The organism is Anaerococcus murdochii (assembly GCF_019957155.1).
Classification (GTDB): domain Bacteria; phylum Bacillota; class Clostridia; order Tissierellales; family Peptoniphilaceae; genus Anaerococcus; species Anaerococcus murdochii.
In genome coordinates this window covers 2,158,666-2,183,492 of record NZ_JAIPME010000002.1, presented here as the reverse complement: position 1 = coordinate 2,183,492, position 24,827 = coordinate 2,158,666, and the positions used below count along the sequence as shown (strand labels likewise).

Here is a 24,827-nt window from a genome sequence, read left to right as displayed (position 1 = left end):
AGAATTACCAGTAGACATTAATAACGTAATGTTTTTTATTATGCTTTTTTCTATTTTTGTCCCATGCTTCTTATCCTGCTTTTAGTGGCGTTTTAAAATTATAGGTTTGGAACTGGTTATATAGATATATATCTACTACTTGGATTATAAGATTTCTTTGTGGTTTCTATGGATTCGTGTCCCATTAAGTCCATGAGATCTATATCACTTATGCCTGACATATGAGCTATTGTGGCGAAGGTATACCTACATTGTATAGGGGTTGTTTTCTTCTAGTCCTGCCTTTTTGAGTGCTCCTTTAAAGATTGTGTTTCTAAAGGTGGTATCACTTGGATGAGATGGCTTTGGGTTTTGTGGTTTATTCTTGTGTTTTCTACTATATAGCCTGTGGTTGATTCTGAGCCTAATTCTTTAATATATCGTAGATTCTATCGTGTATAAACATTATCCTTCTTTTGCCTTTATTGGTTTTCATACCAAAATCTCTAATGATTCTTTTTTGAAGTCAATGTTCATAGTTTTTAATTTCCTATATTCCGATGTCCTCATCCCTGTAAATATCATGCAGAGTATGTGGCGAGCGTCGGGGTTGTATGGGATAGATTTGAAAAGTTTGTCTATATCTTGGGTGTAGAATATAGTTTTTCTTTGGTGTTTTCTTTACTTTTACATCCAGTAGTTTTGCTCTATCTTTATCTACTAATTCATGTTTTTCTGCAAATTGGTAGATTTTACTTGCTACGTGTTTTAACCTTGAGATTGAGTCTTTTGGAGTAATCTTTTCTTATTTTTTGGCCGTTGATGGTTTCATAGTATCCTTCTTTTACTTTCTGATCTATACATCTTTGCATCTCCATAGTTTTTATTTCCATTATGTTTTTATTCCAGATAGGGTGGAAGGATAGGAAGGCGTCCTCGTATCTGTTTTTTGTTTTATAACTTAGTTTTAAAAAATCATCTGTCTTTTATATGCTTCGTAAATTCCCTGAATGTTTTATGTCGTCTACACATACATAATTGTCTAGGGCGGCTTTTGCTTCTTTCCTTGATTTATAAAATCCAACTGTGGGTCTATAGTCTTTTACCATTTATGTCATAGGTGGCGGGGAGTCTTGCCCACCATGGTGATTTTCTGCCTTTGACGTAGGTGATTGAGCCTTCACCATTGGCGAATTGTCTATCTCTTTTCATTGTTTTGTCCTTTCTTTTTTATGTTTTACCCGGGTTTTACCGTTTGGTTGTGGTATGGTAATTGTGTACGATTCCTGCCCTTTATTGGGCGGGGATTTTTTATCTGTCTTTTAGTGTCTGATTGTTTAAATTTGCAGACCTTAAGTGTCCATTACTCGGGCTTTTTTTTAGCCTATGGATTAGCATAGGGCTGGGTACTATTTAAGTTCTTCTGCGTTACTTGATTGCCTTTATCATTAAAGGTAAATTTGATTTTATTCCCTCTGCTATGTTGCAAAGTTTTCATCGCTTGCATCAGCAACGTGCCAAGTAATCTCTTTGACATCTTTTGCGTTCTTTGGATAGTATAAGTTAACGCCTTCTTTTTCCACTTTGCCGAGCATTTCTCACCGCTTCTTGGCCAGCAAATAGGTCTGGGTCGATTTGTCTTTGGTGTCGGTTGTGATAGGGGATTGCCTACGTAGAATTGTATGTTTTTATCTTCGGTGTTTTCTACAGAGTATCCTATTGTTATAACGTCTACTGGTTGGTCGGTGTCATAGTAGGCTTTTAATTCATCGTTAAAACTCTGTCATTCTTCCTGTTTAATACGCCATATATTGTAAGATTTACTGGACCTATTTTGTATGTTTGATCAACTCTGCCAGCCTTTATTATTTCGATGGTGTTTCCTTCGTTTTTATATGTTTTCCAGCATAGGAGTAGATGTCATCTTCATTCTCTTTTTGGACTTCTTCTTTTACTTCCTCAGCTTCTTTGGTTCTTCCTTTGTTTCTTCTTTTGCGACTTCTTCTTGCTTGACTTCCTCTTTAGATTCTTTTGGTTTTTGATCTCCTCCACAAGCTGTTAGGGTCAAGGCTAGGGCCATTAGTGTGATTATTTTTTTTCATAATTTCCTCCTATAATTTTTTATATATTAAGCCTTGCGGCTAAATATTAACATTTAATTTTAGTAAATAAGTGTTCTTATGTTTTTCTCTTGTTATTATTTTGTTGTTAACCATCTCTTTTATAATTGTCCCTATTTCTTGAGGTGTACAATAATTTATTTCGTGTTTTAAGTCTTTTTGTAAATAAGTTTCGTTTATTTTAAGTATTCAATTATATCTAGGACAGCCTGATTAGCGTCTAGAAAATTTTGCATATATTTTAATATTGTTTCTTTGAATGAAAACAATCGTTTTTAGAATTATGACAAAATTCCCACATATCCTGGAAATATATTTTCCCACCATCTCCATTGGCGTAACAAAATTTTTTAAATTCATCATAAGCTGCGAGGTTGGATTTTAATTTGTTGTAATCAGCTTTATCTGAAATGTATATTCTATTTTCGTAGTCTTGAATTATTGAATGATTTTTTTTTGTGAAATTCACTTTCTAACTTTTTTTCGTGGTCAGTCCTATGAAATTTCGGATTATTGCTATTTTTTTCTTTCGTCTATTGCTTTATCGCTGAGATTTCACAAAAATCTTCCCAGTCGACCCTCAAGCTTTCTCCACTTTTTATCCTTTTTAAATATTCCTGGTATTTTGTTTCTTTATCTATCGGAGTCTTTTCGGCCGATTTAAATAGCTTTTTTATTATTCCCATAATTACCTTCTAATGAATTTATAGCGTTACTGAGTATTGACTACTTTTCCTATAATCTTTATGTTATCTTTTATATCAAAGATTGTGTCGTAGTAGTTGGATTGGTTGAGGCTGGTCTGAATATAAGTTTATTGCCATCCTGTAAAGTATTTGACAGCATATTCTCCGTCTTGGGTTGCATATACCACTATGTCGCCATTTTTTAGGTCGTAGATGGTATCATAGCCGATTATCCCGATTACTGAGTCATTAGGGATTATCTTATTCATTGATTCACCATTTACCTTTAAAAAGAAAAGATTTTTGCTTCCTGCATAGTTGCCTGTTAGTTCATCTGGAATTTGGATTTTGGGAGGTTTTCCATACCGCTTATAGTTGTCGGACTGCCTGCTGATACATAATTATCTATGTAGGGGTAGGTGTGGACTGATACGGATCGGGCTATAAATTCTAAATTTTCCCTCGGCTCTCCAGTTAATTCTGAAATTGATATATTGTATATTTCTGACAATTCTTTCAATTTGGAGTATGGGGGAGTATTTCTACCTTGTTCATACATACCATAGGCGGATGTGGTGATTTTTAATTTGGAGCAATTGTTTCCTGAAGTATATCCGTTCAATTTTCTGTAATGTTTTAGATTTTCAGTGAGTTTTGTCATTTAATTAACCCTCCTTTTACTAGTATTTTACAATTTTAAATAGTATAATACCACTACTTAAAATGGTATTTTCAAATAAAACTATTTAAAATAATAAAGAAATAGTTGACGAATACCATTTTAAATGGTAATATATTATTAGATACAGAAATGAGGTGATTGATATAAATAATAAATCAAAATTTACAGGGCTATAAAAAATGTTAGCCAACAAGAGTTGGCAGATGCGATAGGAGTTAGTCAACCAAACAATTGGAAGGATAGAAAAGCTAGGAACTACTAATTTAATGACGGCACAAAAAATAGCTAATTATTTTGGGGTAAGAATCGAAGATATTTTTTTAAATAAAAATACCACTTTAAATGTTAATTAGTCCGAGATTATTTTTTTAAAATAACATTTAAAATGTCAGGAGGTGCTTATAGGTGGAGAAAAGATTGGTTAAGAATGAAGGAGTTAAGGAAGCGGCAAAGATACTTGGTGTTACTGAGTATGCTATTGTTTGCGGTCTTAAGGCTGATAAGTATAGCTTCGGGGCTACTTTTGTTGGCAAGGGTAGTGATCAGATGATTTATGTTGATATGTTTAGCCTTAAGTTGGTTGAAGAAGGAAAGATTTCACCTTTTAAAGGTGGATGGGTTTTATAAGGAGGATTGAATGCAAGTTTTTAAGATACCGAGAAAAGAAAGAATTGAGTTGATGAATAGTAGGAAAAAAGACCTTGATTTTTTAGATAAGATTAAGCGTAGGGAATTAGAAGGAGCTATTAAATTTAGGCTTACCGAGAAAATCTTGGTTACCCTTATAAGTCTGATGTGGCTGGGTTTAGGGATTGGAGGTTTTACTCCTATGTGTGAGATTTTGTGCATACCTTTTGCGATTATCACACTTTTTGGCGGGTTGTGGATTATATAAAGAAAAAAGGCCTAGCCGAAGCTAAGCCAATTTAAAAAATAACTATAAGAATATTATACCAATTTTGGAAGAAAAGAAAAGGTGGAATATGAAAACTAGGGAATTTATGCAGCTTGAGGACAAAGAGAAAGAGAAGAAGTTTTATTTAGAGCATAAGTATCGAAGGTCTGTCGGTGGCAAATCGCTATATTTTACTATATACATTTCCCACGATTTGCTGCTTGTAAAATCTCGAATTGTTAGCGAAAATCTCAAACAGAAATTTACTCTTAAAGAAATTGAAGAGATTAAAGAAAAATACGATACTGATTTAGCTGACTTTGAGTTAGTGGAGATTGAAAATGAAGGCTAAAGATCAAGTCGATTTCTATGACTCTGTTAGGGTTATGGAAATTGATAGCTTAGAAAAGATTAGAGAAATTTTACTTAAAAAGAAGATGACTAACGATAACATCGCTAAGCTTAATTTGGTGGATGTTGCGATTGCTGAGAAGCATAGAAGAAAGGGATATATGGAGAAGTTATGAAAATAAAATTTGTGCAAGAAAAAGAGTTTGAAGTTGATATTGACTTGGAAGATGTTTACAAAAAGTTTGATGGAGATGTGCAGAAAGCGGTTGAAAGTGGCGATTATGAGCCAGTTTATGTTGGTAACAAAAATTTAGTAGTTTTTGATAGTGATCTATCACATAAAGATGTGCTTTTTAGAGATTGTCTTATAAAGGAAAAGCGTAGAGAAATGGAAAGGGCGAGAGCATGAGGATTAGTTTTGCACTTACTAAAGAATACGATGTTTGGATTGATATGGAGGAGATTGATAAAAAATACCTTGGTGATACTAAAGCAGCGGTTAAGGATAAGTTTAAGGAAGCGGAAGAGACTGACGTTTATTTAGATGATATTGAGATTTTAGAGGAGGAAAAGCACTTTCCAGATTTGATGTATCAAGCAAGTCAGGAAGCAGCGTATCAGGCAGAGAGAGACCTGCAAGAGAGCCAGTATTTGAGGGATTTGATATGAAGAAGATTGCTAATGTTGCTAAGTTAAGCCGTGAAGAATGGCTTGAGATGAGGACTAAGGGCCTGGGTGGGTCGGATGCTGCGGCCGCCTGTGGTCTTAATCCTTGGAAATCTAAGGCTAGCCTCTATCTTGAAAAGACGGGGCAAGTTGTAAAAGATTTTGATAGCGAAGTTATGAGGCAGGGCCGAGACCTTGAAGATTATGTTGCTAGGAGATTTACAGAGGCGACTGGTAAGAAGGTTAGAAGAAATAACTTCATGATGGCTAGCAAAAAACATCCGTTCCTGCTTGCTGATATTGATAGGGAAGTGGTCGGGGAAAATGCAATCCTTGAGTGTAAGACTACTAGCCCTTTTGCAAAAGATAAGTGGGATGATGGGCAAATCCCTATAAATTATGAATTACAATGTCACCATTACATGATGGTGACTGGGGCTGAAAAATGCTATATTGCTTGCCTTATCTTTTCTACTGATTTTATTATCAGGGAGATTGAGAGGGACGAAGAAGTAATTGAGATGTTGAAAGCCCAAGAGGTTGATTTTTGGGAAAATTACGTCCTAGCTGGTCAGATGCCAGCTCCTGATGGGTCGGCTGAGTATGATACGGCTCTTAAAGATAGGTTTAAGGGAGGTCTTGAAGATTCTATTGATCTAGATGTTGATGAGTTAGATTTCAAGTCCTATCTTGAGACCAAAGACCTTATAAAGGATTTGGAGACTAGGACAAAGGAGTTTGAACAAGAGATTAAGCTACAGTTAGGAGACCATGATTTTGGAGCGACAAAGTTTTTACAGGTTAGCTATAAGCCTTTTACTACTACTAGGATTGACACTAAGAGAATAAAAAAAGAGAGACCAGAGATTTTTGAGGAGTTTTCAAAAACTACAGAGTCTAGGAGATTTAATTTGAAGGAGATTGTAAATGAATAAAACAGATTCAAGAAATGGTATCAAGTTATTGCAAGAAATATTAAAGTTATCGATGCATGAGTTGATGGATGATGTGTGGGAAGCTGACGAAGAAGATTTGATGGAGCGTTTCGAGATGGTGTTGGCTACCCCAGATGATGAATATCGTCCTACATCTTTTAGTTTAATGCAAATAACGGGATTGATAGGGGCTGTCTTAATTGCGAAGCATAGGATAGATGAAAAAGAGTTGATGAAGATGTTGAAAGATAGCAATGCTTTATTTGTGAAGGAGATTATAAGTGAGTAAGAGAAACAAAAATTATGCAGATATTTTAAGTGATCTAACAAAAGATTATATCGAGACTTTAAAAAATGAAATCACTAGGCTGAGAGTTGAAAAGGCTCAGCTTATAAATAAACAACATGAGATTCTAGGACAGTTAGATTTAGCTAGAGATCAAAGGAATAAATATTATCAAATGACGGAAAAACTCGAGAAAAGAATATCAGAATTAGAAAAACAAGAAGAGGGATTTTAGGAGGATAAAACATGACTAATGCAAAACAAGCACTACAAAAAAAGAACGATTCTAGGACACCAGCACAAAGAAAGCAAGATACGGTTAGGGGACTTCTTAAGTCTATGGAGGGGGAGATTAAAAATGCCCTCCCTGCTTACTTACCAGTTGAAAAGTTTATAAGGACTGCACTTACTGCTATTAATTCTAATCCTAAACTTGCTAATTGTACACAAGAGTCTTTACTTGCTGCAATCATGAATTCAGCCCAGCTTGGTCTTGAATTTAATACACCATTAGGTGAGGCTTACCTCATCCCTTATGAAAATAAGAAAAAAAGGATTACTACAGTTAATTTTCAAATTGGTTATAGAGGTTTATTAAAATTAGCCTATAATACGGGGCAATTTAAGAGGATTACAGCCCGTGAGGTTAGGGAAAACGAAAAATTTGATTTCGATTATGGGACTGGTGAGATTACTCATAAGCCTTGCTTGACTGGCGATAGTGGGGATGTTATCGGCTACTATGCAATTTACCAGACCAAGGACGGCGGGCAGGATGTCTTTTATATGTCAAAGGACGATGCAAGAAATTATGGGATAAAGTTTTCAAAATCTTTTAATTATAGTGATAGCCCTTGGCAGACTAATTTTGATGCTATGGCTAAGAAGTCGGCTCTGATCCAAGTCCTTAAGTATGCACCTAAGGCTATTGAAAGTCAGGCTCTAGTACAGGCGACTAACTTTGATAATGCTAACTTTGAAAAGTCTAGGACTGTTGAAAGCGGTGAGAGGGTTTATCAGGTTGATTATGATCTTGAGCCTACTGAGGTGGTCGAGGTCGAGGAGAAAGAGGCTCCAGCTAATGTCGATAAGGAGACTGGCGAAGTTATCGAGGTGGATAAGCAATCTGGATTATTTGATGATGATTTTGAGCCTGTCAAGGAGGTCTAATTGGGTGATAATAAGAGGTATTATTGGTTAAAATTAAAGGATGACTTCTTTGATAGTCGAAAGATGAAGAAGCTTAGAAAGGTGGCTGGTGGTGATACTTACACCATCATCTACCTTAAGCTCCAGCTTTTAAGCATAAATAATGAGGGAGTTATTGAGTTTGAGGGGACTGACGAAGATATTTATCACCAGTTGGCCCTTGATATCGACGAAGAAATTGACGATATAAAAATGACTTTGGCTTTTTGTAATGCTAATGATCTAATTGAGTATGTGGATGATGATGTTTTTCTAAGTGAAGTGCCAGCCTTGATTGGGTCGGAAACGGCTTCAACTAGACGTTCAAGGAAGCATAGAAGAAAGCAGAAGGCGTTGCAATCGAACGGTCAAGCGTTGCAATGCAACACCAATGCAACAAAATGCAACACAGAGCAAGAGCAAGATATAGAGCAAGAGCAAGAGAGAAGAGAAAAGAGTAAGAGCAGCAGAGAAGAAGAATTGACTTATCGCTGCTACTGCCAATTTATTAAAAACAATTCAAATATTGATGATAGGGACTTATTTGATAAGGCCATAGAACAATATGGTTGGAGAAATGTCCTATATACCCTAGTTGTGATTAGGGATGAAAGAAAAGTTAAGGTTTCTAGTTTCAAGTATGTGCTTGAGATGTTAAGGGATGTTGAAAAATACGATGACTTCACTGTTAGCTATGTGGCTAATAGGGAGATTAACGAAATGGAGAAAAAGGATGAAGATTGATTTAACTAATGATGAAATAGGTGTCTTGACCGCTTTGATTTTTGAACATCTTAACACCATAGAAGTTGAAAGATGGTTTGAAGGAATGGACGAAGAAAAAAGGGAAAAAGCAAGGTACTCGTTTCGTAACATAAAGTCTAAGATTCTTGCGGCAAACTTTATGGTTATGGCAGACATAATTAAGAAAGAAAAGGAGGATGCTGATGAATAAGGTAATTTTAATTGGGAGACTTACAAGAGATCCAGAGCTAAGATATACACAAAGTAATCAGGCGGTTTGCACTTTTACCCTTGCGGTGGATAAAAAGTTGAGCAGGGAGAAGAGAGAGGAAGCAGAGGCAACGGGGAGACCTACTGCCGACTTCCCTAGGATTATTGTTTGGGGAAAAATGGGTGAGAATGCATCTAGATACCTTTTTAAGGGCAGTCAATGTGCTGTCGAGGGCAGGATTCAGACTGGGTCTTACCAAGATAGCGAAAGTGGAAAGACAGTTTATACTACTGACATAGTTGCAGAGAATGTAGAATTTCTTTCCAGATTAAGTCAGGACGAGAGTAAAAGCAATTCGGGTGTAAATACTAACCGAGGTAATAAAAATCAATCTGACGGCTTTTTTGAGGATGATTTTAGCGAGATTCAGGATGATGGAAGGATACCATTTTGATGATAGGAGGATTGTATGAATTTAGTTGTAGGATTTGTGAGTGGAACAGAAAGAAAAATTGCTATTGATAGTTTTGAAGTGAGTGAAGAATTAGGATGCATAAAAGCCTATAAACATGACATTCAAATTGGGATGTTTTCTTTTAATCAGGTTTGTTATTGGTTTGTGGAGGAGTGATGAAGACTTTAGTAATTAGATTTATAAATGGCGGGGCCGATACTATTGAGATTGACCATTATGAAATGAATGAGCGTACTGGCTATTTAAAATTTATTAGATGTGATGATTCTAATAAATTTTCAAAGCTTGGGATTGTTAATATTAATCAGATAGCTTATTGGTGGGTGGAAAATTAGATGAAGTTAGTCTTATATGGCAATCCTGCGACTAAGAAAAATTCGATGCAGATTTTCAAGAACTCTAGGACTGGGCAACCTTTTTTGACCCAGTCTAAGAGGTACAAGGAGTATGCGGGGGATTGCGGGAGGCAGATTACAGGGAAGTATAAGAAAGCTATTGATTATCCGATTAATCTTAAGTGTGTGTATTTTAGGCAGACGAAACATCGTGTGGATCTAACTAATTTACTTGCTGCGACTTGCGATATACTAACCGATTATGGGGTGATTGCTGATGATAATTATAAGATTGTGGTTTCTCATGATGGGTCTAGGGTGGATTTTGATAAGGAAAGGCCAAGGGTCGAGATTGAGATTGAAAGGATTGAAGAATGACTGATGAATCTATAAATGAATTAATTAAGATTGTTTTAAAAAGTGCTGATTATGGAGATGATTGTGAGTTAGTAGATAACTATTTAAGCTATATTGGATTAGGCAAAATTCCATATTCAAGAAAATTACGAAGTGGTGTCAAAGGGATTATTGATTTAATAAAAGATAATGCAAGTTTGAAGTATACGATTGATTATTTGCAGGATTGTCTTAAAGAATATGAAGAATTTAATGACAAGATTATGGATGTTAACGAGGTTGACCTTTTGACAGACGAGGAAAAAGAAAGAGTCAAGAAATTTATAGAAGATATATTTGAGGAGAAAGAAGATGACAGAAATTAGACCAGATTATTATAAGAGTGGAGGACTTGAAGCCTTTGATGTGATAGATGCCTTTGATCTTGATTTTAACCTTGGTAATGCTTTTAAGTATATTGCTAGGGCTGGGAAAAAAGATAACAAGGTGGAGGATTTGAGGAAGGCTATAACTTATCTTAATCGAGAGATTGAGAAAGAGGAAAAAGCCAGACCATTCTGTATGCCAGATGCTTTTGAGAAAGCGATTATGGATTATGGGAGACAGGAGAATTTATGAGGATTGATGAGCTTAAGAAAATTGCTAAAGAAAATGAATATGATATCGAAATAAGGTATCAGGCAGGCTGTGAGGAAATTGTTTTATATTCAAATCATTATGGGATTATTAGGCAAGTGGCTGTTATAAACAACGAAGTCAAGAATATAATTTTTATATCAAATGGTTCTTGTAGTGTAAATGATTTAAACGTGATTAAGGCATCGATTAAATATGCGGAAACAGACCCTGAGGATAGGGAGGAAGAGAAGAAGTTTTATTTGAAACATAGGTATTTGAGGTCCACTAGCGGTAATATTTTATATTTTTCTATTTACATTGAGTATGATTTTTCTATTTTAACATATAGAAGACATAGTAGTGAAACCAAGCAACAATTTACCCTTAAAGAGATTGAAGAAATCAAGAAAAAGTTTGATACTGATTTGAAAGATTTTGAGTTGGTGGAGGTTGAAGAATGACCTTAAAACCAACTAAAGATGTTAAGGAATATGAGAAATACGGGTTTAAAAAGTGCAAAGGTAGTTATGGCAAAAACGGCTGCTATTACTTATGTGTAGCTAAAGGTTGCAAAATGATTTTTCTAAGCCAAGCAATGATTGATATTATAGATTGGTCTGATAGTGATCCTAGAATCCACAAAAGACCGAATTGTAGATATAGCGATACGAGGACAGCTTTAGATATCGTTACAGGTCTTGCAATTAATGGAATGATTATCACGGAATAATTGATTATAGAACGGAAGGTTGAAGAATGAAAGTAAAAGATTTAATTAAAGAATTATCTTTATATGACGGTGAAGATGATGTTTTAGCTTATTTTTATGAGAAAGAAAGCGATGTAGAGTACGAGTGCGATTTTAAGGTTGACGGCGATGTAATCCCTTTATTGAATCTGGAAGAAATTAGGAGGTATTGAAAATGACTAGAAAAAGGGATATTAACGACTGGCTATTGTGGCTGATGGTTTTTAGGATTTTTGTGGATTTTCATGATTTGCAGGTTGCGATTTTGTATTTTGTTATGGCAGTAGTTTTGTTTTTAGCAGAAAGAGGATTGGAGAGATACTTTGAGAGGAGCAAGGCATGAAAGTAAAAGATTTTTTAGATTGGTTTTCTGACTATGACCCAGAAAGCGAATTGAAATTTGAATTGTTTGAATTAAAAGACGAGTTAAGGCGATGTGGAGTAGTTGAGACCCCTTTAGATGCTATAGATGTTAATTATTCTGATAAAACTGATAGTGTTTTTGTAACCATGAAATGGGGAGATTAAGATGAAAAAATGTAAGCTTGAATTAAACGATAAAGAAGTGACGGCTGATTTTTATGGTATATATCAGTATTCTAAAATCGTTGATTTGCAACCTATAAGAGGAAGGTTAGAAGAGGGAATTATTACACTTCCAGTAGCTGTGGTTGATTATGGTCGTGGTTTAGAATTGGTAGATGTAAGAGAAATTAAGGCGGTTAGTGGTAGAAGTTTAAGGGATTTTTTTAGGAGTGAATGGAATGAATTTTGAGGATTTAAAAGATAAGGTTTTAAAATGGGCAGATGATAAGGATTTGCTCCATTCAGAAAATGCGGATAAACAGTTTATGAAGTTTATCGAGGAGGTTTTTGAGTTTAAGACGGAGATGGACTTCGACATGAAATTTTTTAAACCACAGTTTAAAATATGGCTAACAGATGATGATATAAAAACTGAAATGGGAGATATTTTCGTTACTTTGATTATCCTTTGTGAACAGATTGGAATTGACCCTGTAAAGTGCCTCGAGATGGCTTATGAAAAGATTAGCAAGAGAAAAGGAAAGACTATTAACGGGACTTTTGTGAAGGCGGAGGACCTTGATGAGTAGGATTATATATTTAATTTCTATTTTAGATAAGATAAGTAATTTTGCTTTACTTTTTTTGATTTTATCCATTGGAGTTTTGTTTATTGGAGGATGGTTTTATTTGGACACAACTGAAATGTTATCAGATTCTGAAGAAAAATCAGTTAAAGGATTTTTAAAGGTTGCTGGGATATTTTTTGTAGTGTCAACCCTAGCTACTGTGCTTATCCCTGCCAAGGAGGAGATGTATATGATGGCTTTGACTAAGGATTATGAGGTTGAAGATGTTTACAGGATGACCAAGGATGAGATTAAGGGAAGTATTGATTATGTTTTTGATAAGATTGAGGAGTTAAAAAATGAGTAGATTTAAGGATAAAATCAATCGTGCTAGGGACCGTGAGAGGTGCGGTCGTGTTAAGGAGAGGCTTAGGAGGTATGAGCTTGACCTTGATACTATGGCGGAGATTTTGGATGAAATCGAAGTTAAAAGGGATAGGCTTGATTGTCTTAAGTCGGGGATGGGTAATCCTAATCCTACGAAAGGGGGTGGTTCTAGTCAGGAGGATAAGATTGTAAAGATTCTGGATGATTTGAGGGAGCTTGAGGAAGGGCTTGGTCACTTGAGTGCTGAGACTAAGGAGGTTAGGGAGGCTATTAAGGCTTTGCCTGATCCTCAGATGGCGACTATTGTCTATTCGGTTTGGATTTATAGGTCTGAGTCGATGAGGTCGCTTGGGGAAAAGTATAACTTGAGTCATTCAGCTATTTGGAAGAAGTCGGATGTTGCTTTACTTTTTTTGTATAAAAAGCTTTTTAATTAGGCTTTAGGTTGACAAAAACAGCCTTTTATATTACAATTAAGGTAGAATGTTAAAGTGTAACTAATTTTAGATGTTCTGTATTAACTCAAAATCTATAGACGGCGATTGTGCCGTCTTTTTTTTATGTTTTTTTTAAGTCTATGAACCAAGCCGCTAGGACCTCCTTTCGTTGATGATTGGGACAGAAAAATTATCCATTGCTGCTAAGTGATTTCTCCTTTAAAAATATATTATTGTTTGACAGATTATTCTTTTTACTGGCGGCTTGGTTGATGGACTTAAATTATAGGAGGTTATATGGATAAAAAGGAAATTAATATAGTCTATAAAAACGTTGATGAACTCATCCCTTATGTCAACAATCCTAGGGATAATAAAAAAGCAGTGGACGCTGTAGCATCTAGTATTAAGAACTTTGGATTTAAAGTTCCCATTGTCGTAGATAGCCAAAGCGAGATTGTAACTGGCCACACCAGGTTACTTGCTGCTAAAAAATTAGATATGGGCAAAGTCCCTGTTATAGTAGCCGACGATTTGACTGATAATGAAGTCAAAGCTTTCAGGCTTGCTGACAATAAGGTTGGGGAACTCGCACAATGGGACCTTGAAGCCCTTGAAAATGAACTAGGGGGGGTGGAAGGCATTGATATGACTCAGTTTGGCTTTGATGAGCTTGAAGAATTGGCTGAGGAAATTATCGAAGATGTCGAAGATGTATCTATTCCAGAAGAGTGCAAAGTTTCTAAAGGGCAGATATGGATTTTGGGTGACCATAGATTGATGTGCGGTGATTCTACTAAACCCGAAGATGTGGACAAGTTAATTCAAGGCCAAGAAATGGATTTATGTGTTACGGATCCACCTTATAATGTTAATTATGAGAATTCAGCTGGGAAGATTGAAAATGACAATCTATCAGATGATGACTTCAAAGAGTTTGCTTATTTGGCTTGTGAACAAATAGAAAGAGTATTAAAGCCAGGAGGAGTTTACTATCTTTGGCATGCAGATGCTAAAAGAGCACCTTGGAACTACGCATTAACTGAATTAGATATGCCCGCCAGGCAGGTATTGATTTGGGTAAAAAGTTCAGCAACTCTATCCAGACAGGACTACAATTGGAAGCACGAGCCTTGCTTATACGGTTGGAAAGAAGGAGAGGGGCATTATTATTGCCAAGATTTTACAGAAACGACAGTAATTGATAACAAACCTAATATAAATCAGTTGGATTATGATGAGTTAAGAGATTATGCAAAAAGTCTTGAAAATATCATAGATTCTGGTTCTACAATTATTCGAGAAGATAAACCTGAAAGAAGCGAGCTACATCCAACCATGAAGCCTATTAAACTTATGGCTAAGTCGATTCTCAATTCCTCAAGAAAAGGAGAAAGAGTTTTGGATTTATTTGGTGGAAGTGGTAGCACCTTGATAGCCTGCGAGCAGACAGGACGTAAAGCATATTTGATGGAGTTTGAGCCTGTTTATGCAGAGGCGATTATAAATAGGTGGGAAGAATTTACAGGGGATAAAGCAATATTAGAGGAGGAGATATAAATGTTTGAAAAAGTTAATCCGATGCATCCTGACAAGATAGCTGATAGGATAGCAGGGGCAATAGTTGATTTGGGATATAAAATTGAAGATGAACCTAAAATAGCAGTAGAGGTTTTAATTGGACACGGGGTATGCAATATCATTATTGAATCTTCGCGTTTTTTTGATTTTGGAGATATACAAAAAATAGTTAAGAGAATTGCTGATATTGATGATGTGGAGATTATCCATGCTAGGCAAGATGAACACCTTGCTAAAAATCAAGATGGCAAAGTTAGGTGTGGGGATAATGGAATTTTCAAAGGTAGCCCTGTTACTAAGGAGCAAAAACATCTAACCTCAATAGCTAAAAACATTTACGATCAATACGAAAAAGATGGGAAGTATATCCTTGATGATGATAGGCTAATTATTTGTCAGTCAAATGCTGATAGCAAAGAATTACAAGATAAGTATAGAGGGTCAGTTATTAATCCTTTAGGGGATTGGGCTGGAGGCCTTGATGTAGATACTGGTTGTACTAATAGAAAGTTAGGCTCAGATATGGGCGACGGTGTGACTGGTGGAGGTCTACATGGAAAAGACTTATCCAAGGCGGATGTGTCGGTTAATATCTATGCATATTTAAAGGCACAGGAAACAGGGGAAGAAGTGAAATTGTCGTGTGCTATTGGAGATGAAACAATCGATGGAAGACCTTATGAAGAGATAGTCCATATTGCTAGAAACTATATTAACATTATCGGAGGATTTGAGAAGTTTGCTGAATGGGGACTGATTAGGTAGGTGATTATTTGGCTAGAGGTAAGTATCTAGAATGGCTTGAGGATGACAATTTAATAAAAATAGAAGCTTGGGCTAGAGATGGACTTACTGACGAGCAAATATCTAAGAATATGGGGATTGCCTATTCTACTTTAAGAGTTTGGAGGGATAAGTATCCGCCAATTTCGGCAGCCTTAAAAAGAGGTAAGGAAGTAGTCGACATTGAGGTTGAAAATAAACTTCTAAAAAGGGCTCTTGGCTACGATTATGATGAGGTCAAGACGGTGCAGAAGATGGTAGATGGCAAAAAATATGTTGAAAAAATCACTATTACTAGGCATGTTATGCCCGATACCACAGCCCAGATATTTTGGTTAAAAAATAGAAAGCCTGATGTTTGGCTTGATAGAAAAGCTAAAGAGGTTGACCTTAACTTAATCGAGGGAGTGAAAATAATCGATGATATCGGCTAGACTTTCAACAATTTTCAATCCTTGCTTTGTTGATTTTCACAAGAAGGTTAAGAATAAAGAGTATTTAAGATATGTTTTAAAGGGTGGCCGTGGGTCTGGTAAGTCTTTTATGATTTCATTAGAGATTATTCTGGACGTTATTAATAATCCTATATCTGTCCTTTGTGTACGTAAGGTTGGCAACACCCTTTTTGAGTCGGTTTATGAGCAGCTTAAGGAGGCTGTGGACGTCCTTGGAGTTGGGGCTTACTTTAATTTTGGTAAAAGTCCTTTAAAGATTACTTATTTACCTCGTGGTAATTCTATTATATTTAGGGGTGCTGATGATCCTGCAAAGATTAAGTCTTTAAAGGTGGCTAAGTTTCCTGTGGCGACTTTATGGATTGAGGAGTTGGCGGAGTTTAAGACTGAGGAAGAAGTTTCTATGATTGAAAATTCGGTCTTGAGAGCTGAATTACCTGAGGGACTTTCCTATAAGCTTTTTTATTCGTATAACCCGCCTAAGCGTAAGCAATCTTGGGTAAATAAGAAGTTTGAAACTCAGTTTGTTTCTGATTTGACCTACGTTCATCACTCAACTTATTTGGATAATCCTTATATTTCCCAAGTTTTTAAAGATGAGGCTCTTCACGTTAAGAAAATCCAGCCTTTAAAGTATGACTGGGAGTATATGGGTAAGGCTATTGGTTCTGGGGTTGTTCCTTTTGATAATTTAGTCTTTAGGGAGATAAAAAGAGATGAAATAAATAATTTTGACAATATAAGACAAGGCCTCGACTGGGGCTATGCTACTGATCCTTTGGCTATGGTTCGCATTCATTATGATAAGACTAGGCGAAGGATTTTTATATTTGATGAATTATATGGAGTTAAGATTTCAAACCGCCAGGCTGCTAATCTGATTAAAAAATATAAGTTTGATGATACTAGGATTATTGCCGATTCTGCTGAGCCTAAGTCGATTGCGGAGGTTAAGTCTTACGGCATCCAGATTGGAGGGGCTGAAAAGAAACCAGGCTCGGTGGAGTTTGGAGAAAAGTGGCTTGATGATTTGGAGGCTATTATTATTGACCCTAAGAGGTGTCCTAATACTGCTATGGAGTTTGAGAACATCGACTATCAGACTGATAGGTGGGGTGATACAATACCTAGGCTTGAAGATAAGGATAACCACTCAATTGATGCTACTAGGTATGCACTAAGTGAAGATATGCTTGAAAGGAAGGTAAGGTCTATGAGCAAGAAGGCTCTGGGCCTATAATTATGTTTAGAACTTTAAAAGATGAATTAAGCCCTGGCGATGTCGGGGATTTTATTAAAAAACATTCTGCCTTGATTGGTAGGTATGTTAAGTTACAAGATTATTATTTGGGTAAGCATTTGATTTTGGAAAATGGGGCAGCAGATAAAGAAAAGGAGAATAAATTAGTCCATCCTTATCCTAAGTATATTACTGATTTTAATACTGGCTTTTTTATGGGTCAGTCGGTTAAGTATGTGGCTACTGCCCTTGATGAGGACGAAGACGATAGGTTTTTAGAAGAATATCAAAAAATATGTAATCACAATAACGAGGCTAAGGAGAATTTGACCTTGGCTAAGACTTGTTCGATTAAGGGCGAGGCTTACGAGCTTTTGTGGGTAGATGACAAGGCGGATGTTAGGTTTAAGGCGATTGAACCTGACAACGCCTTTTTAATTTATGATATGTCTATCGAGGATAGGGTTAAGTTTGGAATTAGATACTATGTATCTCATGTCGATGGGAAAACTTCGACTTATGCTTATCTTTATGATGATAAGGCTGTGTATTTATATACTGATGAGGCTAGCTCTGGCGTCTTTAGGCTTGAAGATGTAAAGCCTCATCCTTTTGGGGCTGTGCCTTTGATTCATTTTAAGAATAACAAGGAAGTGCAAGGGGATTTTGAGCAGGTTATTACCTTGATTGACGCTTATAATCGTGAACAATCTAATACCCTTAATGATATGGACCAATTTTCTGATGCTTATCTGGCTCTAGTTAATTACGGGGCTACTGATGAGGAAGATGTCAAGAAGATGAATAAACAAAGAATTTTATTGCTTGATTCAGACGGCGATGCTAAGTGGGTTGTTAAGGATGTCAACGATTCATGGGTTGAAAACTTTAAATTGAGAGTCAATAAGGATATTCATAAGTTCTCCTTTACTCCAGATTTTGCCGATGAGTCTTTTGGAACTAATTTGCCTGGTGTGTCTTTGAGGCTTAAGCTTCTAACTGCTGAGGAATTGAGGAACACTAAGGAGATGTATTTTAGGGAGTCGCTTTCTAGGCGTATGGATCTAATTGCTTCTTATCTAAATGTCATAAACAATTCTGAAGTGGTTAGAAATCAGATTGAAATGCAATTTTCTGATTCCTTGCCTCAAAATATTCTTGAGCTTACTCAGATTGTACAAAATCTAAGTCAGGATGTATCGACTGAGACAAGGTTGTCTTTGCTGCCTTTTATAGAAAATCCAGCCGATGAGATGGAGAAAAAGGCCGACGAGGACCAAGAAAACTTTGATAAGTCTATGCAGGCTTACAAAAATCTAGGAGGTCACGAAGATGAAGAAAAAGACCTATTGGCAAAAGAGAAGTGAGGATAGGTTACTAGACCTATTGGACTCTGCTGACTCTGTAGTCCTTAAATTGGGGCGTTATTATGATAAGGCAAGTAAAGATATAGACAAGTCGATTAAAAGCCTATACGGACAATTTATGAGTGATAACATGGTGTCGGCAAATAAGGCCCAGGAATTAATTGAGGGCGATGAGTTTAGGGTCTGGCGTATGACTATGAGGGAGTACCTTGACCAGATTAAGGCAACCCAAGATAAGGCCCTCTTACTTGAGCTTAATACCCTTGCTATGAGGTCTAGAATTAACCGCCTAGAGGCCTTGCAGGCTGAAATATTGGCCCAGTCGGCTATTATTGCTAGCAAGGAGGAAGAAGTCATAGGGTCTTTTCTTTCTGATTCTATCGAGGATGCTTATTATAAAAATGTCTATGATGAGTATAAAGACAAAAATCCAGAGGCTTTAGACCTTATGGATAAGCATAAGGTTGCCATATCAAGAAACCAAGTTAAGAAAGTCCTTGAATTGCCTTGGTCGGGGGCAAATTATTCTGATAATATTTGGAATAATTCTTATTTTATAGCTAAAAGGGCCCAGGTTATGGTGGCTAAGAATATTATTGCGGGTAGGTCGATTGAGAACCTATCTAGGGACTTTGCTAAGGTCTATGGTAAGCAATACTACTCTAATGCTAAGAGATTAATCAGGACAGAGACTGCTTATGTTAAGGGTCAGGCTGATGTTTTAACTTATGAGAAATTAGGGGTCGAGGAATACGAGCTTTTGGCGACTCTTGATAATAGAACAAGCTCTATTTGCCAAGAAAAAGATGGTAAGCATTATCCAGTCGATAAAATCCAGGTCGGTATCAATTATCCGCCTTTTCATCCTAATTGTAGGACTACTACTATCAAATATAGGGAAGACTATGGGGATAGGACTAGGATGGCTAAGGATAAGGATGGGAAAAATGTCAAGGTGCCGCTTGGTATGAAGTATGAAGATTGGAAGAAGTGGGTTGACAAGACTAAGTAAGCTATGAAGTTGACTATAAAATATTATCCAAAATTACCTAAAAGAAAGCGGATGCTAATTAGAGAGGGCGGGAGCTATGACCAGCACGCTCATTTTTTATGCAAGAAAGATGCTGAAAATGTTAGGAAATTAATTGATAGTGGGAAATATCCCTATAACAAAAAATATAAGATTGCTATGCAGAGGCTTTTGACCGAAGAAGAATTTAAGAAACTGAGGAAAAAGCCCAGGTATTACAATGTAAACAAAGGAATTAAATAAATAATTGAGACGGTGGGAAAGCCGTCTTTTTTATTTGGCAAGATACCCAAGATGGTGAAGGGGGCTGGTTGCTAACTAGCTAGACCTTAAAAGGTGCGGGGGTTCGAGTCCCTCTCTTGCCGCCATATGGTCTTTGACTCACTAGACTTAAAAAAAGTGTGGAAATATATGGTCATACGGACCTTAAACGGGGGTAGGAATGAAAGATTTATTTTTGAGAGATATTAATTTGCAGAGATTTGCTGAAACTAACGAAGGGGCTGAGGCTGATACTACTAAGGAAGCTGATACCACTAAGCAAGAAGAGGGCAAGGATACTGAAAATATTATCTCTTATAGCGAAGAAGAGTTACAAGAAGCGGTTAACAAGGCGGTTAAGGAAGCTACTAAAAATATGCTTACCAAGGACAAGGTCAATGAGATTGTCAAGGCTGAAAAGGCTAAGGAAGCGGCTAGGGCTAAGATGACTGCGGATGAAATCGCTGAGGAAGAGAGAGCTGAAACACAGAAAAAGCTTGAGGCAGCCCAGGAAGAAATTAGACTAATGAAGCTCGAAAATGAAACCTCTAAGGTCCTTGAAGAAAACAAGATACCTCAAAAGTTTGGGAAGTTTTTGATGCAAACTGACATCGACACTACCAAAGCTAATATTGAGGATTTTAAGAAGACCTACGAGGCTGATTTGGAGCGAATTAAAAAAGAGATTTACCAATCGGACGCTCCAAAGACTGGAGAGACTAAAGAGCCTACTGATCCATGGCTTGCTGCGGCTGAAAAAATAAGATAGGAGTTTTTTATTATGGCAATGAAAATTTATTCAAAAAATTATAAGCAAGTAATCGAGAAAATATTTGAAACAAAACAACACTTTTTTAATACTTTTGGCGGTGGTTTGCAAGTGGCGGAAGGTGCTGAGTATGACAAGGACTTTCTACACTTAAAGATATCACCAACAAATGTAGTTATTAATAAGTATGACAAGGGTGAAAATGTGGCCTTTGGTACTGGTACTGGCAACTCTAATAGGTTTGGACCAAGACAAGAAATTAAGTCTATTGATAAGGCTGTACAATACGATGAACCTATAGCAATCCACGAGGGTATTGATAGATTTACCGTTAATGATGTCCCAGCACAAGTACTCGCTGAAAGAGCTGCACTTCACGCTGAAAAATGGGTTGAATACCTTAATGACTATATGTCAAAGATACTAGATGCTAATGCTGGAGTAACTAAGCAAGCGGCTATGACCGAAGAAGCACTTATTAAACTTTTCTTTGAGGCTAGAAAAGAATTTGTGAATAAGAAAGTATCTAAGTCTAGGACTTGGAATGCTTATGTTACCCCAGATATTTATGACCTTTTAATTGGTGCTAAGCTTACTACTACTGCGAAGAACTCTTCTGCAAATGTGGACGAACAAATACTTAATAAATTTAAAGGCTTTATCTTAAGAGAATTGCCAGAGGAATATTTCCAAAAGAATACTGCTGCGATTTTTGTTCCTGACAATATCGGTGTGGTTGGTCTTGGTATTGAAACTTACAGGACTATAGATTCATCTGACTTTAACGGTATTGCTATCCAAGGTGCGGGTCAGCTTGCTAACTACGTGCCAGATGATAATAAGGTGGCTATTATTAAGGCACAAATTGCGGGATAGGGAGGATTAGATGTTAGTTAAGACAAATAGATGTTTTTATGATTTAAGAGAAGATTGTTACAGGAATGTTGAGGATATTTTCGAAGTATCTCAAGATAGGTTTGAAGAGTTAAACGAACTCGTGAATGGTTTTGTTGAGGAAGTCAAAGAAATCAAAGAAGACGCTCCAGAAGATGAAGTTAAAACTCCAGAAGATAAGGAAGTTAATGAAGAAGTAGAGACTGAAATTCAAGAAGCAGAAGAAGAAAATCAAGAAGATTTAACTGTTGCAGAGATTAAGGAAAAACTTGACGAAGCAGGGATTGAATACAAGGCTAAGGCTACAAAAAGTGAGTTGCTAGAACTCCTTAAATAGGAGGTTGTAATGGAAAATAAGTTAGAAAAAGCAAGATTTTTGATGGATGATGAGGTCAATAAGGCTGTAAGCGATGAGCTCTTAAGCTTTAATTTTGACCTTATAGAGGCCCAAGTCCTTGCTTATTGTAACCGCTGGGATTTCCCGACTGGCCTTATGCTGATTGTTATCCAGATGGTGGCGGAGTACACCAAGGCTAATTACTATAAGGCTAAGGCTGTAGATGAGGCTAATAATCCTGAATCAAGGAAGATTTCTTCGGTAACTAGGGGCGATACTACCATTTCTTATGGAGATAATGCCAAGGTTACTGAGTATGGGTCGCCTAATAACCTTGCCCTTGATCCAGCTGGCTTTATAAACGATTATAAGGCGAGGATTAGGGAGTATAGGAAGGTCGGGCTTGTATGACTAGCCCAATCTTTAAGGGTGAGGCTGATATATTAGCCCAGACCTACTACCATACCTGCACGGTTAAGAGGCCTGTGCCGACTAAGGATGAGCTGGGCTTTGATTCTTTTAAATTTGAGGAAGTTTATAAGGATATAGACTGTGCGGTTAGTTTTAATCAGGGGTCTACATCTGATATTACTGATACTACCCAGCCTATTATGTATATAGCTACGCTTTTTACCAGACCTGAAATCACTATCGAGCCTGGAGACTGGATTGTGGCTGATGTCCTCGGTAATTCCTATGAGTTTAGGGCAGGTGAAGGGGTTATTTATCAATCCCATAGGGAAACACCTCTTATCAGGAAGGATGATGCTTGATGACTATTAAGATTGATACTAAGGGTCTTGATGATCTACTTGATAAGGTCGAGAGTCTAAGTCCTAGGATAGACCAGGCGGTTTATACCGCTATGGCTGATGAGGGTTTGTCTTGGCGTGATGATGTTAGGGATAATACCCCTGTTGATACTGGGGACTTGAGGAGGTCTTGGGAGCTTACTGGCCCTGATAAGAAGGGGCTTAAGTTTGAGATGGACCTTGCTAATAATCTTGAGTACGCGGAACACGTTGAGTACGGACACCGCCAAGAACCTGGTCGTTTTGTCCCTGCCATAGGTAAGAGGCTTAAGGCTGATTTTGTGCCAGGGTCTTATATGCTAAGGGATGGCACTAGGAGGCTTGAAGATAGCCTTAAACCAGCGGTACAAAAAGAAGTTAGAAAGGCGATTGAAAGCCTATGATTAAACTTACTGATATTTTTAGAGCGGTTAATGAAACTTTGCTTGCAAGTTTTGAGGGTATCGAAGTTTATAAGGAGAGGATTAACAAGCAAAAAAGACCTGATATGAGTGTGGAGATTATTAGTTTTACAACTAGCCCACATTCAAGGTACATCATAAACAAGTCAATAGATCTAGACATTATTTACTTTTCCAAGGGAAATACTGTCGGGGAAGCACTCAAGATAGCTGATAGGCTTATGAGTGCTTTTTCTATGGGCCTAACTGTGAGGGTCTATGATGATGAAAATCTTGTCGATAAGAGGACGCTTCATTGTCTTAAGGCTCCAGAGTATAAGCTGGTTGACCAAGATTTACATTTCTTGGTTCGCTTTGACTTTGCTGATGAGCTTGAGCCTTACTACTTGGCTGATGATGAGACCATGAAGGCACATAATCAAGCTATTGAACCTAGGAAAGAGGACGAGGAAAAAAGACCAGACCAAGCGAAGAAAAGGCCTGCGGATACTAGGGATTTTGCTTTAGACCTAGGCTTTAAGACTGACCAAGCAAAGAAAGATTATGAAGAAGAGAAAATCAAGCTGATGGATAGCTTGAAATTAGAATATGAATTTATGGAGGATTAGATGGCAAAAATAGGAATGCCTGAAATTAAGATTGTTTTTGAGTCTCAAGGACTTTCTGCAATCCAAAGAAGCGAGAGAGGAATTGTTCTTCTTTTACTTAAGGGTGAAAACGAGGACGAACAAGGTTCTTACAAGCTTACTACTCTTTTCGATTTATCAGAAAAGAAGCAATTTAGCGAGAGAAATGCCAAGCTTATAAGATTAGCTTTTGAGGCTAATCCTAGAAAATTGTTGGTTGAAATTGTAGGGGATAAGAACCCACTTGATAAGGTTACGGAAAGATATAAGCTTATCAAATTTAATTACTATGCAGCACCTAACCTTGAGGCGGCTGACCTTAAAAACCTTATGACCTGGCATAATAAACAAGCTGTTGACCCTGGTGATAGGACTATTAAGTTTGTAGGTTTCGACCTTAAGGAAAAAGGACACGAAAGCCTTATAAACTGGGCAACTTCATCTGTCACTTATGATGGGGAAGTCTATACTGGACAAGAATTTACTGCCCTTGTTGCGAGTCAACTTGCGGCCTTGCCTCTTAATAGGTCTTTTACCTACTATGAGTGGCCAAAGATAAGCGAAGCGAGCCTTGATTTTGCTGATGACCCTGATAAGGCAGTGGATGAGGGCAAACTTTTCTTGACCTTTGACGGGGAAGTTTACAAGGTGGCTAGGGCTGTCAACTCTTATACTGGCAAGAATGAAAAGAAGGGCGACGACTTTAGAAAGATTAAGATTGTCGATGCCATGCACCTTATCAAGGACGACATTAGAGATACTTTTGATAAGTATTATGTGGGCAAGGTGTCTAACACTTATGCTAATAAGCAGCAATTTATAGCCATGATTAATAGGGTCTACTTTGCTGAGCTTAAGGGACTTGTCTTACAAGATACAGATAAGAATAGGGTTGATATAAATATCGAAGAAAACCTAAGATATGCGGTTGAACGTGGGGCGGATACTGAAAGCATGACTACCCAGCAAATTAAAGAATTTAATACTGGGTCTAAAGTATTTTTAGAGGGATATGTTTCCTTAATCGACGCCATGGAAGACTTATATATCAACTTTTTTAATGAATAAGGAGTGATT

Annotated in this window: 46 protein-coding genes and 1 tRNA gene; 43 read left to right on the top strand and 4 right to left on the bottom strand. The window is 36.9% G+C overall.

The genetic code is table 11. The features are described from left to right. Positions 1-1,930 precede the first annotated feature (1,930 nt). From K8P03_RS11245 to K8P03_RS11165, 4 genes are all read right to left on the bottom strand, one after another. The gene (locus K8P03_RS11245) at positions 1,931-2,059 is read right to left on the bottom strand and encodes a hypothetical protein (protein WP_263285036.1); all 129 of its coding nucleotides are present in this window, start codon (positions 2,057-2,059) and stop codon (positions 1,931-1,933) included. A 573-nt stretch (positions 2,060-2,632) separates the two neighbouring features. Further along, positions 2,633-2,785 carry a hypothetical protein gene (locus K8P03_RS11175; protein ID WP_223420667.1) on the bottom strand — a complete coding sequence of 51 codons (153 nt, stop codon included), beginning with the start codon at positions 2,783-2,785 and terminating at the stop codon, positions 2,633-2,635. A 128-nt stretch (positions 2,786-2,913) separates the two neighbouring features. Next, positions 2,914-3,126 carry a S24 family peptidase gene (locus K8P03_RS11170; RefSeq protein ID WP_223420718.1) on the bottom strand — a complete coding sequence of 71 codons (213 nt, stop codon included), beginning with the start codon at positions 3,124-3,126 and terminating at the stop codon, positions 2,914-2,916. Next, complete coding sequence (locus K8P03_RS11165) at positions 3,111-3,446, bottom strand: helix-turn-helix domain-containing protein (RefSeq protein WP_223420666.1); 336 nt, start codon at positions 3,444-3,446, stop codon at positions 3,111-3,113. The genes K8P03_RS11170 and K8P03_RS11165 overlap by 16 nt, the downstream gene beginning before the upstream one ends. A gap of 426 nt (positions 3,447-3,872) precedes the next feature. Here K8P03_RS11165 and K8P03_RS11160 point away from each other — a divergent pair, with 426 nt between their 5' ends. From K8P03_RS11160 to K8P03_RS10950, 43 genes are all read left to right on the top strand, one after another. Further along, a complete protein-coding gene (locus K8P03_RS11160; protein WP_223417524.1) occupies positions 3,873-4,094 on the top strand; it encodes a hypothetical protein in 222 nt (73 codons plus the stop codon). A gap of 10 nt (positions 4,095-4,104) precedes the next feature. Next, positions 4,105-4,362, top strand: coding sequence for a hypothetical protein (locus K8P03_RS11155; protein WP_223417525.1), 258 nt, complete (start codon positions 4,105-4,107; stop codon positions 4,360-4,362). A gap of 88 nt (positions 4,363-4,450) precedes the next feature. Then, positions 4,451-4,714 (top strand): hypothetical protein, encoded by a 264-nt coding sequence (locus K8P03_RS11150; protein ID WP_223417527.1) that lies wholly within the window; start codon positions 4,451-4,453, stop codon positions 4,712-4,714. Further along, entirely contained in the window at positions 4,704-4,889 is a 186-nt protein-coding gene (locus K8P03_RS11145) for a hypothetical protein (protein WP_223417529.1), read from the top strand. Before K8P03_RS11150 ends, K8P03_RS11145 begins: the two co-directional genes overlap by 11 nt. Continuing rightward, positions 4,886-5,122 carry a hypothetical protein gene (locus K8P03_RS11140; RefSeq protein ID WP_223417531.1) on the top strand — a complete coding sequence of 79 codons (237 nt, stop codon included), beginning with the start codon at positions 4,886-4,888 and terminating at the stop codon, positions 5,120-5,122. Before K8P03_RS11145 ends, K8P03_RS11140 begins: the two co-directional genes overlap by 4 nt. Next, positions 5,119-5,382 (top strand): hypothetical protein, encoded by a 264-nt coding sequence (locus tag K8P03_RS11135; protein WP_223417533.1) that lies wholly within the window; start codon positions 5,119-5,121, stop codon positions 5,380-5,382. Before K8P03_RS11140 ends, K8P03_RS11135 begins: the two co-directional genes overlap by 4 nt. Further along, positions 5,379-6,314 carry a YqaJ viral recombinase family nuclease gene (locus tag K8P03_RS11130; RefSeq protein ID WP_223417535.1) on the top strand — a complete coding sequence of 312 codons (936 nt, stop codon included), beginning with the start codon at positions 5,379-5,381 and terminating at the stop codon, positions 6,312-6,314. The genes K8P03_RS11135 and K8P03_RS11130 overlap by 4 nt, the downstream gene beginning before the upstream one ends. Further along, positions 6,307-6,603: a hypothetical protein gene (locus K8P03_RS11125; RefSeq protein ID WP_223417537.1), complete on the top strand. Its 297-nt coding sequence runs from the start codon at positions 6,307-6,309 to the stop codon at positions 6,601-6,603. Before K8P03_RS11130 ends, K8P03_RS11125 begins: the two co-directional genes overlap by 8 nt. Further along, positions 6,596-6,835: a hypothetical protein gene (locus tag K8P03_RS11120; protein WP_223417538.1), complete on the top strand. Its 240-nt coding sequence runs from the start codon at positions 6,596-6,598 to the stop codon at positions 6,833-6,835. The genes K8P03_RS11125 and K8P03_RS11120 overlap by 8 nt, the downstream gene beginning before the upstream one ends. Positions 6,836-6,846: 11 nt before the next feature. Further along, on the top strand, positions 6,847-7,770 hold the full coding sequence (locus K8P03_RS11115; protein WP_223417539.1) for a recombinase RecT: 924 nt from the start codon (positions 6,847-6,849) through the stop codon (positions 7,768-7,770). Beyond that, positions 7,771-8,532, top strand: a complete 762-nt coding sequence (locus K8P03_RS11110; RefSeq protein ID WP_223417540.1) for a phage replisome organizer N-terminal domain-containing protein — start codon at positions 7,771-7,773, stop codon at positions 8,530-8,532. It abuts the gene before it with no gap. Further along, a complete protein-coding gene (locus K8P03_RS11105) occupies positions 8,522-8,743 on the top strand; it encodes a hypothetical protein (RefSeq protein WP_223417541.1) in 222 nt (73 codons plus the stop codon). The genes K8P03_RS11110 and K8P03_RS11105 overlap by 11 nt, the downstream gene beginning before the upstream one ends. Continuing rightward, positions 8,736-9,197, top strand: coding sequence for a single-stranded DNA-binding protein (locus K8P03_RS11100; RefSeq protein WP_223420665.1), 462 nt, complete (start codon positions 8,736-8,738; stop codon positions 9,195-9,197). Before K8P03_RS11105 ends, K8P03_RS11100 begins: the two co-directional genes overlap by 8 nt. Before the next feature lie 15 nt (positions 9,198-9,212). Then, positions 9,213-9,374: a hypothetical protein gene (locus tag K8P03_RS11095; RefSeq protein ID WP_223417543.1), complete on the top strand. Its 162-nt coding sequence runs from the start codon at positions 9,213-9,215 to the stop codon at positions 9,372-9,374. Then, positions 9,374-9,553: a hypothetical protein gene (locus tag K8P03_RS11090; RefSeq protein WP_223417545.1), complete on the top strand. Its 180-nt coding sequence runs from the start codon at positions 9,374-9,376 to the stop codon at positions 9,551-9,553. The genes K8P03_RS11095 and K8P03_RS11090 overlap by 1 nt, the downstream gene beginning before the upstream one ends. Then, positions 9,554-9,931: a RusA family crossover junction endodeoxyribonuclease gene (locus K8P03_RS11085; protein WP_223420664.1), complete on the top strand. Its 378-nt coding sequence runs from the start codon at positions 9,554-9,556 to the stop codon at positions 9,929-9,931. It begins immediately after the preceding gene. Continuing rightward, positions 9,928-10,275 (top strand): hypothetical protein, encoded by a 348-nt coding sequence (locus K8P03_RS11080; RefSeq protein ID WP_223420663.1) that lies wholly within the window; start codon positions 9,928-9,930, stop codon positions 10,273-10,275. The genes K8P03_RS11085 and K8P03_RS11080 overlap by 4 nt, the downstream gene beginning before the upstream one ends. Further along, on the top strand, positions 10,262-10,528 hold the full coding sequence (locus K8P03_RS11075) for a DUF3310 domain-containing protein (protein ID WP_223420662.1): 267 nt from the start codon (positions 10,262-10,264) through the stop codon (positions 10,526-10,528). Before K8P03_RS11080 ends, K8P03_RS11075 begins: the two co-directional genes overlap by 14 nt. After that, entirely contained in the window at positions 10,525-10,989 is a 465-nt protein-coding gene (locus K8P03_RS11070; RefSeq protein WP_223420661.1) for a hypothetical protein, read from the top strand. The genes K8P03_RS11075 and K8P03_RS11070 overlap by 4 nt, the downstream gene beginning before the upstream one ends. Beyond that, positions 10,986-11,258, top strand: a complete 273-nt coding sequence (locus K8P03_RS11065) for a hypothetical protein (protein ID WP_223420660.1) — start codon at positions 10,986-10,988, stop codon at positions 11,256-11,258. Before K8P03_RS11070 ends, K8P03_RS11065 begins: the two co-directional genes overlap by 4 nt. Positions 11,259-11,284: 26 nt before the next feature. Beyond that, positions 11,285-11,449: a hypothetical protein gene (locus tag K8P03_RS11060; protein ID WP_223417552.1), complete on the top strand. Its 165-nt coding sequence runs from the start codon at positions 11,285-11,287 to the stop codon at positions 11,447-11,449. A 2-nt stretch (positions 11,450-11,451) separates the two neighbouring features. Beyond that, a complete protein-coding gene (locus tag K8P03_RS11055) occupies positions 11,452-11,619 on the top strand; it encodes a hypothetical protein (protein ID WP_223420659.1) in 168 nt (55 codons plus the stop codon). Then, positions 11,616-11,804 (top strand): hypothetical protein, encoded by a 189-nt coding sequence (locus tag K8P03_RS11050; protein WP_223420658.1) that lies wholly within the window; start codon positions 11,616-11,618, stop codon positions 11,802-11,804. The genes K8P03_RS11055 and K8P03_RS11050 overlap by 4 nt, the downstream gene beginning before the upstream one ends. 1 nt (position 11,805) lies before the next feature. After that, a complete protein-coding gene (locus K8P03_RS11045; RefSeq protein ID WP_223420657.1) occupies positions 11,806-12,051 on the top strand; it encodes a hypothetical protein in 246 nt (81 codons plus the stop codon). Further along, positions 12,041-12,391: a MazG-like family protein gene (locus K8P03_RS11040; RefSeq protein WP_223420656.1), complete on the top strand. Its 351-nt coding sequence runs from the start codon at positions 12,041-12,043 to the stop codon at positions 12,389-12,391. Before K8P03_RS11045 ends, K8P03_RS11040 begins: the two co-directional genes overlap by 11 nt. Beyond that, positions 12,384-12,737: a hypothetical protein gene (locus tag K8P03_RS11035; RefSeq protein ID WP_223420655.1), complete on the top strand. Its 354-nt coding sequence runs from the start codon at positions 12,384-12,386 to the stop codon at positions 12,735-12,737. The genes K8P03_RS11040 and K8P03_RS11035 overlap by 8 nt, the downstream gene beginning before the upstream one ends. Continuing rightward, positions 12,730-13,194 (top strand): hypothetical protein, encoded by a 465-nt coding sequence (locus tag K8P03_RS11030; protein WP_223420654.1) that lies wholly within the window; start codon positions 12,730-12,732, stop codon positions 13,192-13,194. Before K8P03_RS11035 ends, K8P03_RS11030 begins: the two co-directional genes overlap by 8 nt. A gap of 297 nt (positions 13,195-13,491) precedes the next feature. Further along, positions 13,492-14,754 (top strand): DNA modification methylase, encoded by a 1,263-nt coding sequence (locus K8P03_RS11025; RefSeq protein WP_223420653.1) that lies wholly within the window; start codon positions 13,492-13,494, stop codon positions 14,752-14,754. Beyond that, on the top strand, positions 14,755-15,540 hold the full coding sequence (locus K8P03_RS11020; protein ID WP_223420652.1) for an S-adenosylmethionine synthetase N-terminal domain-containing protein: 786 nt from the start codon (positions 14,755-14,757) through the stop codon (positions 15,538-15,540). A gap of 8 nt (positions 15,541-15,548) precedes the next feature. Continuing rightward, entirely contained in the window at positions 15,549-15,992 is a 444-nt protein-coding gene (locus K8P03_RS11015; protein ID WP_223420651.1) for a protein kinase family protein, read from the top strand. Further along, entirely contained in the window at positions 15,979-17,253 is a 1,275-nt protein-coding gene (locus tag K8P03_RS11010) for a PBSX family phage terminase large subunit (protein WP_223420650.1), read from the top strand. The genes K8P03_RS11015 and K8P03_RS11010 overlap by 14 nt, the downstream gene beginning before the upstream one ends. A 2-nt stretch (positions 17,254-17,255) precedes the next feature. Beyond that, positions 17,256-18,620: a phage portal protein gene (locus tag K8P03_RS11005; RefSeq protein ID WP_223420649.1), complete on the top strand. Its 1,365-nt coding sequence runs from the start codon at positions 17,256-17,258 to the stop codon at positions 18,618-18,620. Continuing rightward, a complete protein-coding gene (locus K8P03_RS11000; RefSeq protein ID WP_223420648.1) occupies positions 18,586-19,632 on the top strand; it encodes a minor capsid protein in 1,047 nt (348 codons plus the stop codon). Before K8P03_RS11005 ends, K8P03_RS11000 begins: the two co-directional genes overlap by 35 nt. Before the next feature lie 51 nt (positions 19,633-19,683). Then, a complete protein-coding gene (locus K8P03_RS10995; protein ID WP_223420647.1) occupies positions 19,684-19,893 on the top strand; it encodes a hypothetical protein in 210 nt (69 codons plus the stop codon). A gap of 36 nt (positions 19,894-19,929) precedes the next feature. Then, positions 19,930-20,018, top strand: a tRNA-Ser gene (locus K8P03_RS10990). Between the two features lie 74 nt (positions 20,019-20,092). Next, positions 20,093-20,680, top strand: coding sequence for a capsid assembly scaffolding protein Gp46 family protein (locus tag K8P03_RS10985; RefSeq protein ID WP_223420646.1), 588 nt, complete (start codon positions 20,093-20,095; stop codon positions 20,678-20,680). A 12-nt stretch (positions 20,681-20,692) separates the two neighbouring features. Then, positions 20,693-21,556 carry a capsid protein gene (locus K8P03_RS10980; protein ID WP_223420645.1) on the top strand — a complete coding sequence of 288 codons (864 nt, stop codon included), beginning with the start codon at positions 20,693-20,695 and terminating at the stop codon, positions 21,554-21,556. Between the two features lie 10 nt (positions 21,557-21,566). Continuing rightward, a complete protein-coding gene (locus tag K8P03_RS10975; protein ID WP_223420644.1) occupies positions 21,567-21,911 on the top strand; it encodes a HeH/LEM domain-containing protein in 345 nt (114 codons plus the stop codon). A gap of 9 nt (positions 21,912-21,920) precedes the next feature. Continuing rightward, positions 21,921-22,322: a head-tail connector protein gene (locus tag K8P03_RS10970; RefSeq protein WP_223420643.1), complete on the top strand. Its 402-nt coding sequence runs from the start codon at positions 21,921-21,923 to the stop codon at positions 22,320-22,322. Continuing rightward, positions 22,319-22,684, top strand: coding sequence for a hypothetical protein (locus tag K8P03_RS10965; protein WP_223420642.1), 366 nt, complete (start codon positions 22,319-22,321; stop codon positions 22,682-22,684). Before K8P03_RS10970 ends, K8P03_RS10965 begins: the two co-directional genes overlap by 4 nt. After that, the gene (locus K8P03_RS10960) at positions 22,684-23,106 is read left to right on the top strand and encodes an HK97 gp10 family phage protein (RefSeq protein WP_223420641.1); all 423 of its coding nucleotides are present in this window, start codon (positions 22,684-22,686) and stop codon (positions 23,104-23,106) included. Before K8P03_RS10965 ends, K8P03_RS10960 begins: the two co-directional genes overlap by 1 nt. After that, entirely contained in the window at positions 23,103-23,732 is a 630-nt protein-coding gene (locus K8P03_RS10955; RefSeq protein WP_223420640.1) for a phage tail terminator family protein, read from the top strand. Before K8P03_RS10960 ends, K8P03_RS10955 begins: the two co-directional genes overlap by 4 nt. Then, a complete protein-coding gene (locus tag K8P03_RS10950) occupies positions 23,733-24,818 on the top strand; it encodes a phage tail sheath C-terminal domain-containing protein (RefSeq protein ID WP_223420639.1) in 1,086 nt (361 codons plus the stop codon). The last annotated feature ends 9 nt before the right edge of the window (positions 24,819-24,827 follow it).